Source organism: Flavobacterium alkalisoli, assembly GCF_008000935.1.
Lineage (GTDB): Bacteria > Bacteroidota > Bacteroidia > Flavobacteriales > Flavobacteriaceae > Flavobacterium > Flavobacterium alkalisoli.
This window is the reverse complement of sequence record NZ_CP042831.1, coordinates 2309467-2322345: the sequence shown is the minus strand read 5'-3', so window position 1 is coordinate 2322345 and position 12879 is coordinate 2309467. Positions and strand designations below refer to the sequence as shown.

The 12879-nt window shown below is 37.8% G+C and carries 17 protein-coding genes; 3 read left to right on the top strand and 14 right to left on the bottom strand.

Annotated features, from left to right (window positions below; translation table 11 throughout):
• Positions 1–34: 34 nt before the first annotated feature.
• The 7 genes from porD to FUA48_RS10295 all read right to left on the bottom strand — a co-directional run bounded on the left by porD (position 35) and on the right by FUA48_RS10295 (position 5371).
• Positions 35–919, bottom strand: coding sequence for a type IX secretion system protein PorD (gene porD / locus FUA48_RS10325; RefSeq protein WP_147583455.1), 885 nt, complete (start codon positions 917–919; stop codon positions 35–37).
• Complete coding sequence (gene coaBC / locus FUA48_RS10320) at positions 912–2123, bottom strand: bifunctional phosphopantothenoylcysteine decarboxylase/phosphopantothenate--cysteine ligase CoaBC (RefSeq protein ID WP_147583454.1); 1212 nt, start codon at positions 2121–2123, stop codon at positions 912–914. The genes porD and coaBC overlap by 8 nt, the downstream gene beginning before the upstream one ends.
• Positions 2124–2129: 6 nt before the next feature.
• Positions 2130–2447 (bottom strand): DNA-directed RNA polymerase subunit omega, encoded by a 318-nt coding sequence (locus FUA48_RS10315; protein ID WP_129750152.1) that lies wholly within the window; start codon positions 2445–2447, stop codon positions 2130–2132.
• Positions 2448–2456: 9 nt separating this feature from the next.
• Positions 2457–3263: an outer membrane protein assembly factor BamD gene (locus tag FUA48_RS10310; protein ID WP_147583453.1), complete on the bottom strand. Its 807-nt coding sequence runs from the start codon at positions 3261–3263 to the stop codon at positions 2457–2459.
• A 150-nt stretch (positions 3264–3413) separates the two neighbouring features.
• A complete protein-coding gene (locus FUA48_RS10305; RefSeq protein ID WP_147583452.1) occupies positions 3414–3926 on the bottom strand; it encodes a ferritin in 513 nt (170 codons plus the stop codon).
• A 33-nt stretch (positions 3927–3959) separates the two neighbouring features.
• The gene (gene dapA / locus FUA48_RS10300; RefSeq protein WP_147583451.1) at positions 3960–4838 is read right to left on the bottom strand and encodes a 4-hydroxy-tetrahydrodipicolinate synthase; all 879 of its coding nucleotides are present in this window, start codon (positions 4836–4838) and stop codon (positions 3960–3962) included.
• A gap of 8 nt (positions 4839–4846) precedes the next feature.
• The gene (locus FUA48_RS10295) at positions 4847–5371 is read right to left on the bottom strand and encodes a DUF6913 domain-containing protein (protein WP_147583450.1); all 525 of its coding nucleotides are present in this window, start codon (positions 5369–5371) and stop codon (positions 4847–4849) included.
• Positions 5372–5421: 50 nt separating this feature from the next.
• Here FUA48_RS10295 and FUA48_RS10290 point away from each other — a divergent pair, with 50 nt between their 5' ends.
• Genes FUA48_RS10290 through FUA48_RS10280 form a run of 3 tightly spaced genes read left to right on the top strand, consistent with a single transcriptional unit; the run spans position 5422 to position 7612 of the window.
• Positions 5422–6201: a 5'-nucleotidase C-terminal domain-containing protein gene (locus tag FUA48_RS10290; protein WP_147583449.1), complete on the top strand. Its 780-nt coding sequence runs from the start codon at positions 5422–5424 to the stop codon at positions 6199–6201.
• Positions 6202–6203: 2 nt separating this feature from the next.
• Positions 6204–7109 (top strand): bifunctional metallophosphatase/5'-nucleotidase, encoded by a 906-nt coding sequence (locus FUA48_RS10285; RefSeq protein WP_147583448.1) that lies wholly within the window; start codon positions 6204–6206, stop codon positions 7107–7109.
• A gap of 47 nt (positions 7110–7156) precedes the next feature.
• Positions 7157–7612 (top strand): hypothetical protein, encoded by a 456-nt coding sequence (locus FUA48_RS10280; RefSeq protein ID WP_147583447.1) that lies wholly within the window; start codon positions 7157–7159, stop codon positions 7610–7612.
• Positions 7613–7614: 2 nt separating this feature from the next.
• Here the strand turns inward: FUA48_RS10280 and FUA48_RS10275 are convergent, their stop codons facing one another.
• The 7 genes from FUA48_RS10275 to rpsF all read right to left on the bottom strand — a co-directional run bounded on the left by FUA48_RS10275 (position 7615) and on the right by rpsF (position 12803).
• On the bottom strand, positions 7615–8301 hold the full coding sequence (locus tag FUA48_RS10275) for a DKNYY domain-containing protein (RefSeq protein WP_147583446.1): 687 nt from the start codon (positions 8299–8301) through the stop codon (positions 7615–7617).
• 4 nt (positions 8302–8305) lie between these two features.
• Positions 8306–8965: a DKNYY domain-containing protein gene (locus FUA48_RS10270; RefSeq protein WP_147583445.1), complete on the bottom strand. Its 660-nt coding sequence runs from the start codon at positions 8963–8965 to the stop codon at positions 8306–8308.
• Positions 8966–9018: 53 nt separating this feature from the next.
• Positions 9019–11016: an NAD-dependent DNA ligase LigA gene (gene ligA, locus FUA48_RS10265; protein ID WP_147583444.1), complete on the bottom strand. Its 1998-nt coding sequence runs from the start codon at positions 11014–11016 to the stop codon at positions 9019–9021.
• A 117-nt stretch (positions 11017–11133) separates the two neighbouring features.
• Positions 11134–11601, bottom strand: coding sequence for a DUF6495 family protein (locus FUA48_RS10260; protein ID WP_147583443.1), 468 nt, complete (start codon positions 11599–11601; stop codon positions 11134–11136).
• A gap of 105 nt (positions 11602–11706) precedes the next feature.
• Positions 11707–12147, bottom strand: coding sequence for a 50S ribosomal protein L9 (rplI, locus tag FUA48_RS10255; protein ID WP_129750142.1), 441 nt, complete (start codon positions 12145–12147; stop codon positions 11707–11709).
• A 15-nt stretch (positions 12148–12162) separates the two neighbouring features.
• The gene (gene rpsR, locus FUA48_RS10250; protein ID WP_114678073.1) at positions 12163–12459 is read right to left on the bottom strand and encodes a 30S ribosomal protein S18; all 297 of its coding nucleotides are present in this window, start codon (positions 12457–12459) and stop codon (positions 12163–12165) included.
• Positions 12460–12461: 2 nt separating this feature from the next.
• Positions 12462–12803, bottom strand: coding sequence for a 30S ribosomal protein S6 (gene rpsF / locus FUA48_RS10245; protein WP_147583442.1), 342 nt, complete (start codon positions 12801–12803; stop codon positions 12462–12464).
• Positions 12804–12879 lie beyond the last annotated feature (76 nt).

The window sequence follows — 12879 nt, the reverse complement described above, 5'->3', positions numbered from 1 at the left end:
TAAATGGTGGCTGTGTTTTGCTTACACAAATGTACTATTTAATATTACTCCATTTATTAGAATTAAGCGGAGAAATTCTATTTAAGATATCAACAAGGTCATTAATACTAACCATAGGCCCTCCCGAGAAAACCGATACGATTTCATCGGCTTTTGCATCAAAAAAAACACGGGTTAAAAATGCATTTGGCCTTGCCCTGTTAACTTTATTAAGCGTTTTTATTGCTTCAAGTATTTTTTCTTTTCCTGCTTTAGGATTGTCTGCCATAACATCAAGCCCTAAGCGGTGGTAGTCATAAAGAGCTACCCTAAAATCTTCAAAAGTGTTAGAAAGTACATTGTCTACCAATGCAAACCTGGTTTGGTTACCATCCTGCTGGCTCCAACCCTTATAACCACTTTGCTGTGCAGATGATACAATTCTTTGTGCAACCGTAAAATAAGGAGAACCTCCGTTTATTTCATAAGTATCGGCATCCATACCAATAATCATGTTTGCATAGAACGATATAACACTTACTAGGTTTGAGTTAAAACTCTCCGGGTTATATACCAGGTTTTGATATTCTGTATAACTAAATCCAAAGTCCTTATCGTTATAGTTACAAACCGGAGACTCGTATGTAGAGTTAAATACCGGCCTTGCAGACTGTACCTGCAGTGTAGCGTTAAACTGATTGGATTCGTATGCGGTTACAGTGATAAAGAACGAACAGTTTATTCTTTCGTTTCTTTCAAAATTCCTGCTTGTAAACTGAGTGTTATTTATAAACTCGGTAAGTGATGTTTGCAGTGTTTTAAATATTTGCGGATTAGCATCGGTAATAAAGCTGGCATTAACCTGCACCGTAGCGTTAAGCTCCTGTCCTTTTGCAGTAAAAGAAAGAAACATCAACAATAATCCTAAATATCTATACATTGTACCGTGTTTTAATTTTATTAATAATATCCTGCGCCACCTGCTCTTTAGATTTTAGCTCCTGAGGCTCTGTATTAAACGCTGCATCTATAAAGGTAACCTTATTGGTTGGTTTTCCAAAACCTGCCCCTTTATCATTAAGTGAGTTTAAAACAATCAAATCTAAGTTTTTTTTCTTAATCTTTTGCTTTGCATGTTCAATTTCATTCTCGGTTTCAAGCGCAAAGCCTATTAAGTACTGATGCTTTTTCTTTTCGCCTAACGACTTTAAAATATCGGTCGTTTTTTCCAGTTCAAGCGTAAGGTTTTCTTCGTTTTTCTTTATTTTCTGGTCGGCAACGGTCTTAGGCCTGTAATCGGCAACCGCAGCTGCAGCGATAGCTACATCTACATCATCAAAATACTTATGGCAGGCTTCATACATATCCCTGCCCGAAACAACAGGCACAAATGTAATACCGTCACTCTGTACTTTTAAATGAGTAGGCCCGCTAACCAAAATAACTTCTGCTCCTTCTTTAGCTGCCGCATGAGCAATATCAAACCCCATTTTACCGGAAGAATGATTACCTATAAAACGCACAGGATCTATAGCTTCGTATGTAGGACCTGCTGTAATAAGTATTTTTTTTCCCCGCAGCGGCAGTTTCCCTTCAATATCCTTTTCGATAAACGCAACGATATTTTCAGGTTCTGCCATACGCCCTTCTCCCGAAAGTCCGCTGGCAAGCTCACCGGATTCAGCAGGTATCATAATATTACCATACTCCTGCAACGCCTTAAAACTGGCAAGTGTAGAAGGATGTTTGTACATATCAAGATCCATTGCCGGAGCAAAATACACCGGGCATTTAGCCGATAAATAAGTAGCAAGTAAAAGATTATCACAATTGCCCGAAACCATTTTAGACATGGTGTTTGCAGTAGCCGGAGCAATTAAAAAGAGGTCGGCCCAAAGGCCCAGTTCGACGTGGTTGTTCCACACCGCGTTTTCATCCTCCTCATCAAAAAAGGAAGAATGAACCGGGTTTTTAGATAATGTGGAAAGCGTTAACGGAGTAACAAAATCTTTAGAAGCAGGCGTCATGACCACGCGTACATCGGCGCCTGCTTTTATAAGTAACCTTACCAGTGAAGCTGTTTTATAAGCGGCAATCCCTCCTGAGATTCCCAGTAATATTTTCTTACCGCGTAAAACAGACATGGTAAATTATTTGTTTGGTTCCCTGTAAGCAACTTTTTCTTCCAGCCACTCCTGTACAGCTAGTGCGTGAGGCTTAGGAAGTTTTTCATAAAATTTAGACACTTCAATCTGCTCTTTGTTTTCAAAGATCTCTTCAAGACTGTCGTTGTAAGTAGCAAACTCCTCAAGCTTCTCGATCAGTTCCTTTTTAATTTCGGTATTGATCTGGCTTGCTCTCTTAGCTATAATAGTAATAGCTTCATAGATGTTACCTGTAGGCTCTTCAATTTTGCTTTTGTTGTAGGTAACTGTGTTTACCGGAGCAGTTGTCTTCTTTAAATCCATCACTCGTTCTTATTTAGAAAATTTTTGTAATTCCGTTTCAATTTTGGCATACATCTCGTCTGCCTGCTGCTTGTATTTAGTATCGGGCTTATATTTAACAAGCGCCTTATAGTTTGCTCTTGCATCAAGTAAGCGCTCTTCCATTTTGCTTGCAATACTGTTTAGTGCAAACCTGTAAGAAGAATCAAACTTATAGAACAATGCATCTTCCTTAAGTTTTGTACCCGGAAAGTCTATCAAAAAGTTATCAAACGTTTTGATGGCTGCCGTATAATCACCAAAGAAATCAGCCGTTGTATGATACTGTTTAGCTATTTCAAATGCTTTTTTCTCAAGCTTCTCCCTCATCTCCTTTGCCAGCTGGTTAGCCTCGTCCATATACTGAGACTCCGGATACCTGTCTATAAAAGCCTGTAGCGCATCAACAGCCCTGTATGTTTCATTCTGGTCTTTAGAGTAAACCGGAGAAAGCATATAGTAACATTTAGCACTTAAAAAAGCGGCTTCTTCTACCATATCGCTTTTAGGATAGCTGCTTACAAAACTGCTAAACTCATAACCTGCATTATAGTACTGCTTTTGCTTATACATGGACATAGCGTAAATATAGAACAGTTTTTGCCCTGAAGGTTTCCCCTTCATAACCGGTTTAAGCTTCTCGGCAAGGGTTATCACTTTAGTATATTTTTCTTTTTCATACATTTTTACGGCAACATCATACTGAAGCTTAATATCGTCTGATTTCAAGGCTTTTTGGTATTCGTTACACGAAGAAAAAAGTACCGCTAGTAATAATAAATAAAAGTATCTGCTCATGTTTTGTTGTTTACGCCATAATTTGGCCGCAGTTTTAAAAGCAACTGCAAATTTAGTTAATAATTAGAGAATACAAAATCTTTTTTTACGGTAATAAAACCATAAAAAAAGATGCCCGCAGGCATCTCTTTAAACTGTTTTTATATTTTTTTATTGTACGATATTATGACCTGTAGAAGAAAAAACCTTCATATCATTATCAAAAAGGTACAATCCGCCTTTATCATCACCTATCAGGTCTATCTTATCCAGTATCACTTTTGCGGTAGCTTCCTCCTCTATCTGTTCAGAAACATACCACTGTAAAAAGTTATGTGTCGCATAATCTTTTTCGGATAAGGCAATATCAACAAGATTATTAATGCATTCTGACACCCTGACTTCATGCTTATAAAGCTGGGCAAAAAGTTTTTTGAAAGAGGTGTAATCCAGCTTAGGCTCTTCAAGAGCAGAGATAGCCGCCTGGCCTCCCCTTTGGTTTACATATTTTACAAGCTTAAGCATGTGTGCCCTTTCTTCGTCAGACTGCTTAAACATAAACGTAGCTATACCCTCAAACCCTTTTACTTCTGCCCACGAAGCCATAGCCAGGTAAATTTGGGATGATTCGGCCTCAACTTTTATCTGCTCATTAAGCGCAGACTGCATTTTCTCAGATAACATGGCTTTTCGTTTTAATGGTTTATCACCACTAAATTAACGAATTTTCTCAACAAAAGCGTTAAGTCTTCCTGCTAAATCTTCGTTAACATTAACAAGCGGAAGCCTTACTGTATCTTCGCTAAGTCCTAAAGCTTTAAATACATGTTTGATACCTGCAGGGTTACCCTGCTCAAAAATCATATCAATAGAATCTGCTAAAAGGTAATGTAGCCTATAAGCCTCGTCTACTTTTCTTTCAAGACCTAACTGTACCATTTGAGAGAATTCCTTAGGGAAGCCCTCTCCTATTACAGAGATCACACCTGCACCACCGGCAAGAACCATAGGCAAGGTAATCATATCATCACCGGATATTACAAGGAAACCTTCGGGAGTACCGTCAATAAGTTTCATTGCCTGAACAATATCTCCGGCAGCTTCTTTAATAGCTACTACATTTTTAAAGTCGTTTGCAAGACGTATTACCGTAGACGGAAGCATATTACTTGCCGTTCTTCCCGGTACATTGTATAGTATTACAGGAATTGGCGAAGCCTCGGCTACAGCCTTAAAGTGCTGGTAAATACCTTCCTGTGTAGGTTTGTTATAATATGGAGAAACCGAAAGTATAGCTGTAAAAGCAGAAAGGTCGCGTGTTTTAAGCTCGCTTACCACCTCGTGTGTATTGTTACCACCCACACCAAGAACAAGCGGAAGTCTTCCGGCATTTGCTTCAATAACAGTCTTTATTACAAGTTCTTTTTCTTCCTTGTTTAAAGTAGCTGCTTCTGCTGTAGTACCAAGAACAACAAGGTAGTTTATACCGTTTTCAACCTGGTAATTCACAATTCTCTTTAGCGCATCGGTATCAACTGAAAAATCTTTTTTAAAAGGGGTTACCAGTGCAACACCCGTACCTATTAATGACTGCATAGTTCTGTTTATATTATATTTAGGATTTTTAAATATCTGAAAAGTTCAGCCATATACTCCTTATACCTGTCGGCACCTTCGGCTATGGTAAAATGGTTAAGCCTTTTGTCTACGTTGGCAAAACCTACCTTAAACTTAGCCTGCGACTCCAGTGTAGCCAGCATAAGCAAAGGCTTCTCGGTATCATAATAACTTATCAGCATATCAAAAGGAGTTTGCACAAAGGTTATTACTTCCTCTTTTTTCAGCTTACCTCCTGCCGAGACATCCTTTCTCGTATATACCGGATAATCAAGCTGCGCAGCCTCTTTTGCTGAAACTTTTTTCTTACAAACAAGCAGGCTTATGTTTTCTTCTTTTATACCGTGTTTGGTAATCTCGTTTATAACACGTTTTTTGTCTGTAAACCATGCCTCGTCCATTAATAAACCTATGGTTACCACCTTAGTTGGCATACCTCCGGGTTCATACTGAGCTAAACATTTCTTAATGTTTTTTTTCAGTCCAACGCCCTTAATAAACTTTAAAAACATAGTACCTTTACTTGTTGATTGCAAAATTAATTTAAATAACCTACAGTACAATGCCAATCCTCAAAAAGTATAACACAACACTAAGCAGGTTTGTTTTATTTTTAACTTTTTTATTAACACTCTCCTGCAGTACAAACAAACTGTATAACAACAGGATCGAGGGGAAAAACATTAGCATTACACCAGACTACAAAGATAATACCGAAATTGAGAATTTTATTACTCCTTACCGCAATCATATCAATAAAGATTTAGACAGTATACTGGCCTACTGCCCCGAGACTTTAGACAAGAGCCAGGGCAAGTGGCAAACCTCGATTGGCAACCTTATGGCCGATGTTACTTTTGAGAAAGCCGATAAGCTTTTACTAAAGCGTGAAAACAAACATTTAGACATTTGTTTACTTAATCACGGAGGCATCCGCTCTATAATACCTAAAGGGAATATTACCACACGTACCGCCTATGAGATTATGCCTTTTGAAAACAGCCTTATCATTGCAGCCCTTAAAGGTGAACAGGTTAAAGAGATTGCCCAATATATGATAGACGGCAAAAAACCACACCCGCTTAGCGGAATGCAGATTGTTATCGACTCAAACAATACCATTAAAAACCTAACAGTACAGGGCAAACCTGTAAACGACAGTCAAATATATTATGTAGCAACCTCAGACTATCTGTTTAACGGCGGAGACAATATGGATTTCTTTAAAAAAGCCATAGCACAGCATGACATGGACTACAAACTTAGAAACCTGCTTATTGATTATTTTAAAGAAGTGGATACGATTCCGGTTATTACTTCACAACGCATAATTACCGAATAGCCATGAAAAGAAGAGACTTTATACAGAAAACAGCAGCCGGTTCGGCATTAGTGTTAGGCGGTTTATCGTTAAGCAGTTTTAACGATCCTGTAAAGAAAATTACCATACTACATACAAACGATGTACACAGCCATATAGACCCTTTTCCTGACGATGACCCCCGTAATGCAAACATGGGCGGCGTAGCAAGAAGGGCAACACTTATAGAAAGCATAAGGCAGGAAAACGAAAATATACTGTTGCTTGATGCCGGTGATATTTTTCAGGGAACGCCTTATTTTAACTACTATGGCGGGGAACTGGAATTTAAGCTGATGAGCATGCTAAAGTATGACCTTGCCACTTTAGGTAATCATGACTTTGATAATGGTATAGACGGTTTTTATGCACAACTGCCCCATGCAAAGTTTGATTTTGTATCGGCTAACTACGATTTTAAAAACACCATACTGGACGGTATTGTTAAGCCGTATAAGGTTTTTGTAAAAAACGGAATAAGGATTGGTGTTTTCGGTTTAGGAATTGAACTTGCCGGACTTGTAGACAAACGTCTTTACAAAGAAACAGTTTACAACGACCCTGTTGAAGTTGCAAAAGATATAACCAAAACCCTTAAGCAGGACGAAAAGTGTGATCTTGTTATCTGCCTGTCACACATCGGGTTTCTGTATAAAAATGAGCCTAATAAAGTGTGCGACATTACTCTGGCTCAAAAAACAAGAAACATTGACTTGATTATTGGAGGCCATACCCATACCTTCCTTAAAAAACCATACATAGAGAAAAACCTTGACGGCGAAGAAGTACTTATCAATCAGGTTGGTTGCTACGGACTTAACTTAGGACAGGTTGATTTTTACTTTGAGAATGGCTCCAAAACCTTTAACGGAAGGAGTATTACAGTGTAGGTAATTGTAATTATTTATATATTGCGGTAACCAACCACAATAATTACATGGAAAAACAGTATTTCAAGTATGGCTCGGGCTATGTAAACATAGACAGTGAAAACCTATACTTAACCAATAGCGGCAACTGGCAGGAAGCCCGCGATCTGAAAGAAAAAAGCCCTAAAACAAAAAGACAAAACAGTTCGCGCATTTTAGGCAATAATATCTTTTTATTTATTGTTTTTGCCTCAGTACTTATTGGCGGATTTTTTCTTCTTGAAAGAGGAAGAATATTTTTAGGAGGTGTTGTACTTCTGTTTTTTGTATTAAGATATTTCCAACCTGAAATGGGCAACCGTTATAAAATACCGCTAAGCAAAATAGAATCTATAGAATTTTTTGAAAAAGGAATTACTATTCACTTTCGTAATGAAGCAAACGAAGCCGATAAAGAAAGTATAGACAATGTAGACCCAAAAGGTTTTGAGATACTTACACAAATAAATTTACTGAAAAGCTAAACCTATAATTTATTAAGCCTGGAGACAATTTCCTTCATTTCAGGAGTATTTAAATCGTTCTCTTTTAAAACATCTCTGCCACGGTAGTAGTTGTTTTTATCTTTAGCATAACAATAACCATCTTCTGCATCGCCTTTTAAAACCTTAAAAGTTTTAGAGTCCGCTTCTTCTATAAGCCCGAAGCGCATTTCGTAAACATGGTTCTTATCTTTAGCGTAGCAATCATTTATAATTTGAAATGTTGAAGGATCTGCTTCTGCCTGTATAGAAAAGTTTGAACCTCCTGAGGTTCCAAAGCTATGATAGATATGTCCTTTATCTTTATAATAAGCCCCAAACCCATCACCAGCCACAAGCCTGAATGTCTTCAAATCAATTACTGCATTTAATGGTGTTTGATTTTCATCATTAAAACAAATCTGATAATATACATAACCATAATCTGGCGGGTCTAACAATTTAAAAGACCATATACCTATTTCGCCATCCTTATTGACATATAAGCCATCTGCTATTTCTTTCCATTTCAAAGCATTATTGATACTATCTGCAAGCATTTTTCTTTCCACTAATTCAGAGGAAATTTTGTCTGTGACATCATTAGTTACTTGCAATCTTTCTTTATGCTTCCCCGTTGAATTACACCCAAAAGCAACAATAAAAACCAATAAATAAAATGTATTTTTCATGAGCCTATAATTTATCAAGTAAGGGTATTATTTCTTCTATTCCATCAATATTCAAATCCATCCCCTTCAATTCCCGGTCTTCTATGTAATAATTATTTTTATCCTTTGCGTAGTAACGATCTTTGTAAAAAAGAGATTTAAAAGTCTTCGGATCAGCTTTATCCATCAAACCAAAACGCATATGATGAACATGATCTTTATCTATAGCATAAGAATCATTCAAAACTTTAAAAGTTTTGTAATCAGCCTCATCATAATATGAAAAATTAGCTCCATCAGTAGTAGCGAATGCATGATAGATATGATTCTTGTCTTTATAAAAAGCGCCAAAATCAGAACCTCCCAACTTACTGAAAGTTAAAGTATCTACAATAGCCTTTAGAGGTGTTTCCTCTCCATCCCAAAAAGTGGTTTGATACATTATTATAGTGGCATTAGGAGCTACCTCCATGCCAATAAAACCTATTTCACCTTTCTTATTAATATAAAGTCCGTCTCTAATTTCTTTCCATTCTAAATCGACATTTAGACTGTCAATCGATTTTTTGTACTTTAAATATTGCTCTCCATCAAAATCAATTGTTGGTACGTCGCCTTCTTGAGCAATAGCTACACCCCAGCCACATAAAACCGTAAATAAACATAAGAGAATAAAGTTTCGCATATAGGTATGGTTATAAAAAAAGCGCTGAATATATAACTCAGCGCCTTGGTTTTTTATTTTACAAGCTCTATAAAATCGTCTTCACTTATTATGGTAACTCCCAGTTTATTGGCTTTTTCCAGCTTGGCAGGCCCCATATTGTCTCCCGCCACCACATAATCGGTTTTAGAGGAAATGGAACTACCCACTTTACCGCCGTTATCTTCTATAGCCTTTTTAAGTTCGTCGCGCGAGAATTTCTCAAACACTCCCGAAACCACTAATGTTTTACCCGCAAGCTTATCGCTCACTGTGGTATCTTCTTTAGCTACTGCTTCCAACTGAACACCATAACCTTTAAGGCGTTCTATAATCTTCCGGTTCTCTTCGTTTGCAAAAAAATCAACCACACTCTGAGCTATCCTCTCACCTATCTCATCTACAAGAATAAGATCCATTAACGATGCTGCCGCAAGATTATCTATAGTCTTATAATGTTTTGCCAGTTTTTTAGCAACTGTCTCCCCTACATAGCGTATACCTAAAGCATACAGTACACGCTCAAACGGAATCTCTTTCGACTTTTCAATACCGTTTATAAGGTTCTCTGCCGATTTATCTGCCATACGCTCTAACGGAACAATCTGTTCCTTTTTAAGGTCGTATAGGTCGGCATAGTTTTCAATTAGATCTGAGTTATACAGTAAAGCAACAGTTTCACCTCCCAGGCCTTCTATATCCATCGCTTTACGCGAAATATAATGCTGTACCCTGCCTATAATTTGCGGAGGGCATCCGTAAAAATTAGGGCAGTAATGCTGTGCTTCGCCTTCCTTACGTTCCAGTTCAGTAAAACATTCCGGACACTGGTGTATATAAACCGTAGGCATAGAATCCTCAGGTCTTTTGGTAAAATCGACAGCTATAATCTTAGGGATAATCTCACCTCCTTTTTCAACAAAAACCTCATCACCCACACGCACATCCAGTTTTTCAATCTGGTCGGCATTATGCAGCGATGCACGCTTAACCGTAGTACCTGCCAACTGTACCGGCTCAAGGTTTGCAACCGGAGTAATAGCCCCTGTACGGCCTACCTGATAAGATATCGAGTTAAGCCTTGTAGAAACCTGCTCCGCCTTAAACTTATAAGCAATAGCCCATCTTGGCGATTTTGCAGTATAGCCAAGTTCTTCTTGCTGATGCAGGTCGTTTACCTTTATTACCACACCATCGGTTTCATACGGAAGTTCATGACGGTGAGTGTCCCAGTAATCTATAAAAACCATTACCTCATCTATACTTTTAGCGAGTTTCGCTTCCTTAGGCACTTTAAACCCCCACTGACGTGCTTTCTCAAGTCCTTCAAACTGAGTGGCTATCGGCAGGTTACTGCCTATAATTGAATACAACAAGCAATCTAAAGGTCGTCTCGCCACCTCTGCACTGTCCTGTAGTTTAAGACTGCCCGAAGCCGTATTACGCGGATTAGCATAAGGCGTTTCCCCAATCTCGATAAGATCCTGGTTCATTTTTGCAAACCCTTCTAACGGAAGTATGATTTCACCACGAATATCAAACTTTTCAGGATAGTCGCCTTTCAGCTTAATAGGTACGGCACGAATGGTCCTTATATTATTGGTTACCTCATCACCCTGAAAACCATCTCCCCTCGTTACAGCTTTAACTAACCTCCCGTTCTCATAAGATATACTTATGGAAGCTCCGTCATATTTAAGCTCACAGGTGTATTGTATATCTTCTGTACCTAAGCCCTTTTGTACGCGCTTTTCCCATTCCAAAAGCTCTTCTTTAGAATAGGAATTATCAAGCGAATACATTCGGTATTCATGCTGTATGGTATTAAAATTCTTGGTAATGCTGCCACCCACACGCTGTGTAGGCGAATCTTCGTCAAAATATTCAGGATGTTTGGCTTCCAGTTCCTGTAATTCTTTAAGTTTTATGTCAAACTCAAAATCGGAAATGGTTGGGTTGTCTAATACGTAGTAGTTGTAATTGTGCTGATTAAGCTCTTCCCTAAGCGCCTGAATAGTCTGAAGGATATCCATTTAATAAAAAGTTAGTTTACGGTACTAATTTAGCCAACTTTTAAATAACGGGAAACGATTTTTAATTCAAAATATTAAAAACCATTTATTATAAAAAAATCGCCCTGAGGCGATTTATTAAAACATATCTTCAAATTGCTTGTAAAGCTCTCCGTCGCTTAAAATTGCGCCTTGTTTTAAAATATCAAAAACTTCGGCATTCCTATCTTCACCAAACGACTTTTTACCACGTTTGATTTCCACTTCCTTGCTAAAAATATTTTCGTTAAGCCATTGCAGTCCGCCTTCCGTTAAAAAGTCGGCATGAGGCACATGAGAATGGATAACTATACTCTCCATTTCTTCCTTACCCAGCTTAAATAAAAAGATATGGTTTTTAGAGTAATGCTCCAGGTATTCGGTTTGGTTTAGTACACCTTCCCAAATCAGGTCTGAAAAAACATCCAGTTCCTGCTCGGCAACCTCAGGTTTTTCTTCCTTAAGCTTATCCCACTCCGGCTTATCAATTTGTTGTGAGGCTAAAAAGTTAGCAAACTCCTCGTGCAACTCTTCAAACTGTTCTTTTGTTAACCTTATGTATTTCATACTACTATTTCTGTTATTAACACTTCCCTGTCACTTTCAGGAAGGGAAACAAGTGTAAAAAAAAAGCCTCCCGTAAACGGAAGGCTTTTGCTATAATTTTGATAATTACTGCTCAGCAACGATTTCATACGGAAGCTCAACGATAACATCTCTGTGAAGTCTTACGTTAGCAGTGTACTTACCAGTACGCTTAACGATACCACTGTTGATGAATTTTTTCTCGATAGCCTGACCGTTTTTCTCTAAAGCTTCAGCGATATCTGCATTGGTTACAGAACCAAATAGTTTCTCACCACCTGCTTTAGCAGTAATTTTGATCTCTAATGCTTTAAGAGCTTCAGCTGTTTTCTTAGCGTCATCAACTAATTTCTGCTCTTTAAATGCTCTTTGTTTTAGGTTCTCAGCTAAAACTTTCTTAGCTGTTGGAGTTGCAACAACTGCAAATCCCTGAGGTATTAAAAAGTTACGACCGTATCCCGGCTTAACTGTTACAACATCATCTTTAAAACCTAGGTTTTGTACGTCTTGTTTAAGTATAAGTTCCATAATATTGCCTCCTTTTTATTTTAATAAATCAGCCACATATGGCATTAATGCTAAATGACGTGCTCTTTTTACAGCTACAGACACTTTTCTTTGGTATTTTAAAGAAGTACCTGTTAAACGACGAGGAAGGATTTTACCTTGCTCGTTAACAAATTTCAATAAAAAGTCAGGATCTTTGTAATCTACATATTTGATACCTGATTTTTTGAAACGGCAATACTTTTTAGTCTTGTTCGTCTCTATGTTTAAAGGCGTAAGATATCTGATATCCCCGTCTTTTTTTCCTTTAGCTGACTGTTCTATACTTGACATAATTAGTTTGCTTTAGATTTTAGTTTTTCTCTTCTTCTCTCTGCCCATGAAATAGCGTGTTTGTCAAGAGCTACCGTTAAGAAACGCATAATTCTCTCGTCACGTCTGAATTCAGTTTCAAAACCGATAAGGATATCAGCAGGTGCCTGAAATTGTAATAAATGGTAAAAACCACTTTTTTTGTGCTGGATTTCATAAGCCAGTTTTTTAAGGCCCCAGTCCTCTTTTGCCACGATCTCGGCCCCTTTAGAAGTAAGATAATCTTCGAACTTACTTACTGTTTCCTTTACCTGGGTTTCAGATAAAACGGGATTCAAGATGAAAACAGTTTCATAATGATTCATAATACAATGTATTTATTTGTTATAAAATTGGGTGCAAATTTAGTCAATAAAATTAAACCTGCAAGCGTAAAAATTA

Coding starts and splice junctions, on each gene's coding strand:
- porD (WP_147583455.1), bottom strand. CDS start 919: ATGTATAGATATTTAGGATTATTGTTGATGTTTCTTTCTTTTACTGCA.
- coaBC (WP_147583454.1), bottom strand. CDS start 2,123: ATGTCTGTTTTACGCGGTAAGAAAATATTACTGGGAATCTCAGGAGGG.
- FUA48_RS10315 (WP_129750152.1), bottom strand. CDS start 2,447: ATGGATTTAAAGAAGACAACTGCTCCGGTAAACACAGTTACCTACAAC.
- FUA48_RS10310 (WP_147583453.1), bottom strand. CDS start 3,263: ATGAGCAGATACTTTTATTTATTATTACTAGCGGTACTTTTTTCTTCG.
- FUA48_RS10305 (WP_147583452.1), bottom strand. CDS start 3,926: ATGTTATCTGAGAAAATGCAGTCTGCGCTTAATGAGCAGATAAAAGTT.
- dapA (WP_147583451.1), bottom strand. CDS start 4,838: ATGCAGTCATTAATAGGTACGGGTGTTGCACTGGTAACCCCTTTTAAA.
- FUA48_RS10295 (WP_147583450.1), bottom strand. CDS start 5,371: ATGTTTTTAAAGTTTATTAAGGGCGTTGGACTGAAAAAAAACATTAAG.
- FUA48_RS10290 (WP_147583449.1), top strand. CDS start 5,422: ATGCCAATCCTCAAAAAGTATAACACAACACTAAGCAGGTTTGTTTTA.
- FUA48_RS10285 (WP_147583448.1), top strand. CDS start 6,204: ATGAAAAGAAGAGACTTTATACAGAAAACAGCAGCCGGTTCGGCATTA.
- FUA48_RS10280 (WP_147583447.1), top strand. CDS start 7,157: ATGGAAAAACAGTATTTCAAGTATGGCTCGGGCTATGTAAACATAGAC.
- FUA48_RS10275 (WP_147583446.1), bottom strand. CDS start 8,301: ATGAAAAATACATTTTATTTATTGGTTTTTATTGTTGCTTTTGGGTGT.
- FUA48_RS10270 (WP_147583445.1), bottom strand. CDS start 8,965: ATGCGAAACTTTATTCTCTTATGTTTATTTACGGTTTTATGTGGCTGG.
- ligA (WP_147583444.1), bottom strand. CDS start 11,016: ATGGATATCCTTCAGACTATTCAGGCGCTTAGGGAAGAGCTTAATCAG.
- FUA48_RS10260 (WP_147583443.1), bottom strand. CDS start 11,601: ATGAAATACATAAGGTTAACAAAAGAACAGTTTGAAGAGTTGCACGAG.
- rplI (WP_129750142.1), bottom strand. CDS start 12,147: ATGGAACTTATACTTAAACAAGACGTACAAAACCTAGGTTTTAAAGAT.
- rpsR (WP_114678073.1), bottom strand. CDS start 12,459: ATGTCAAGTATAGAACAGTCAGCTAAAGGAAAAAAAGACGGGGATATC.
- rpsF (WP_147583442.1), bottom strand. CDS start 12,803: ATGAATCATTATGAAACTGTTTTCATCTTGAATCCCGTTTTATCTGAA.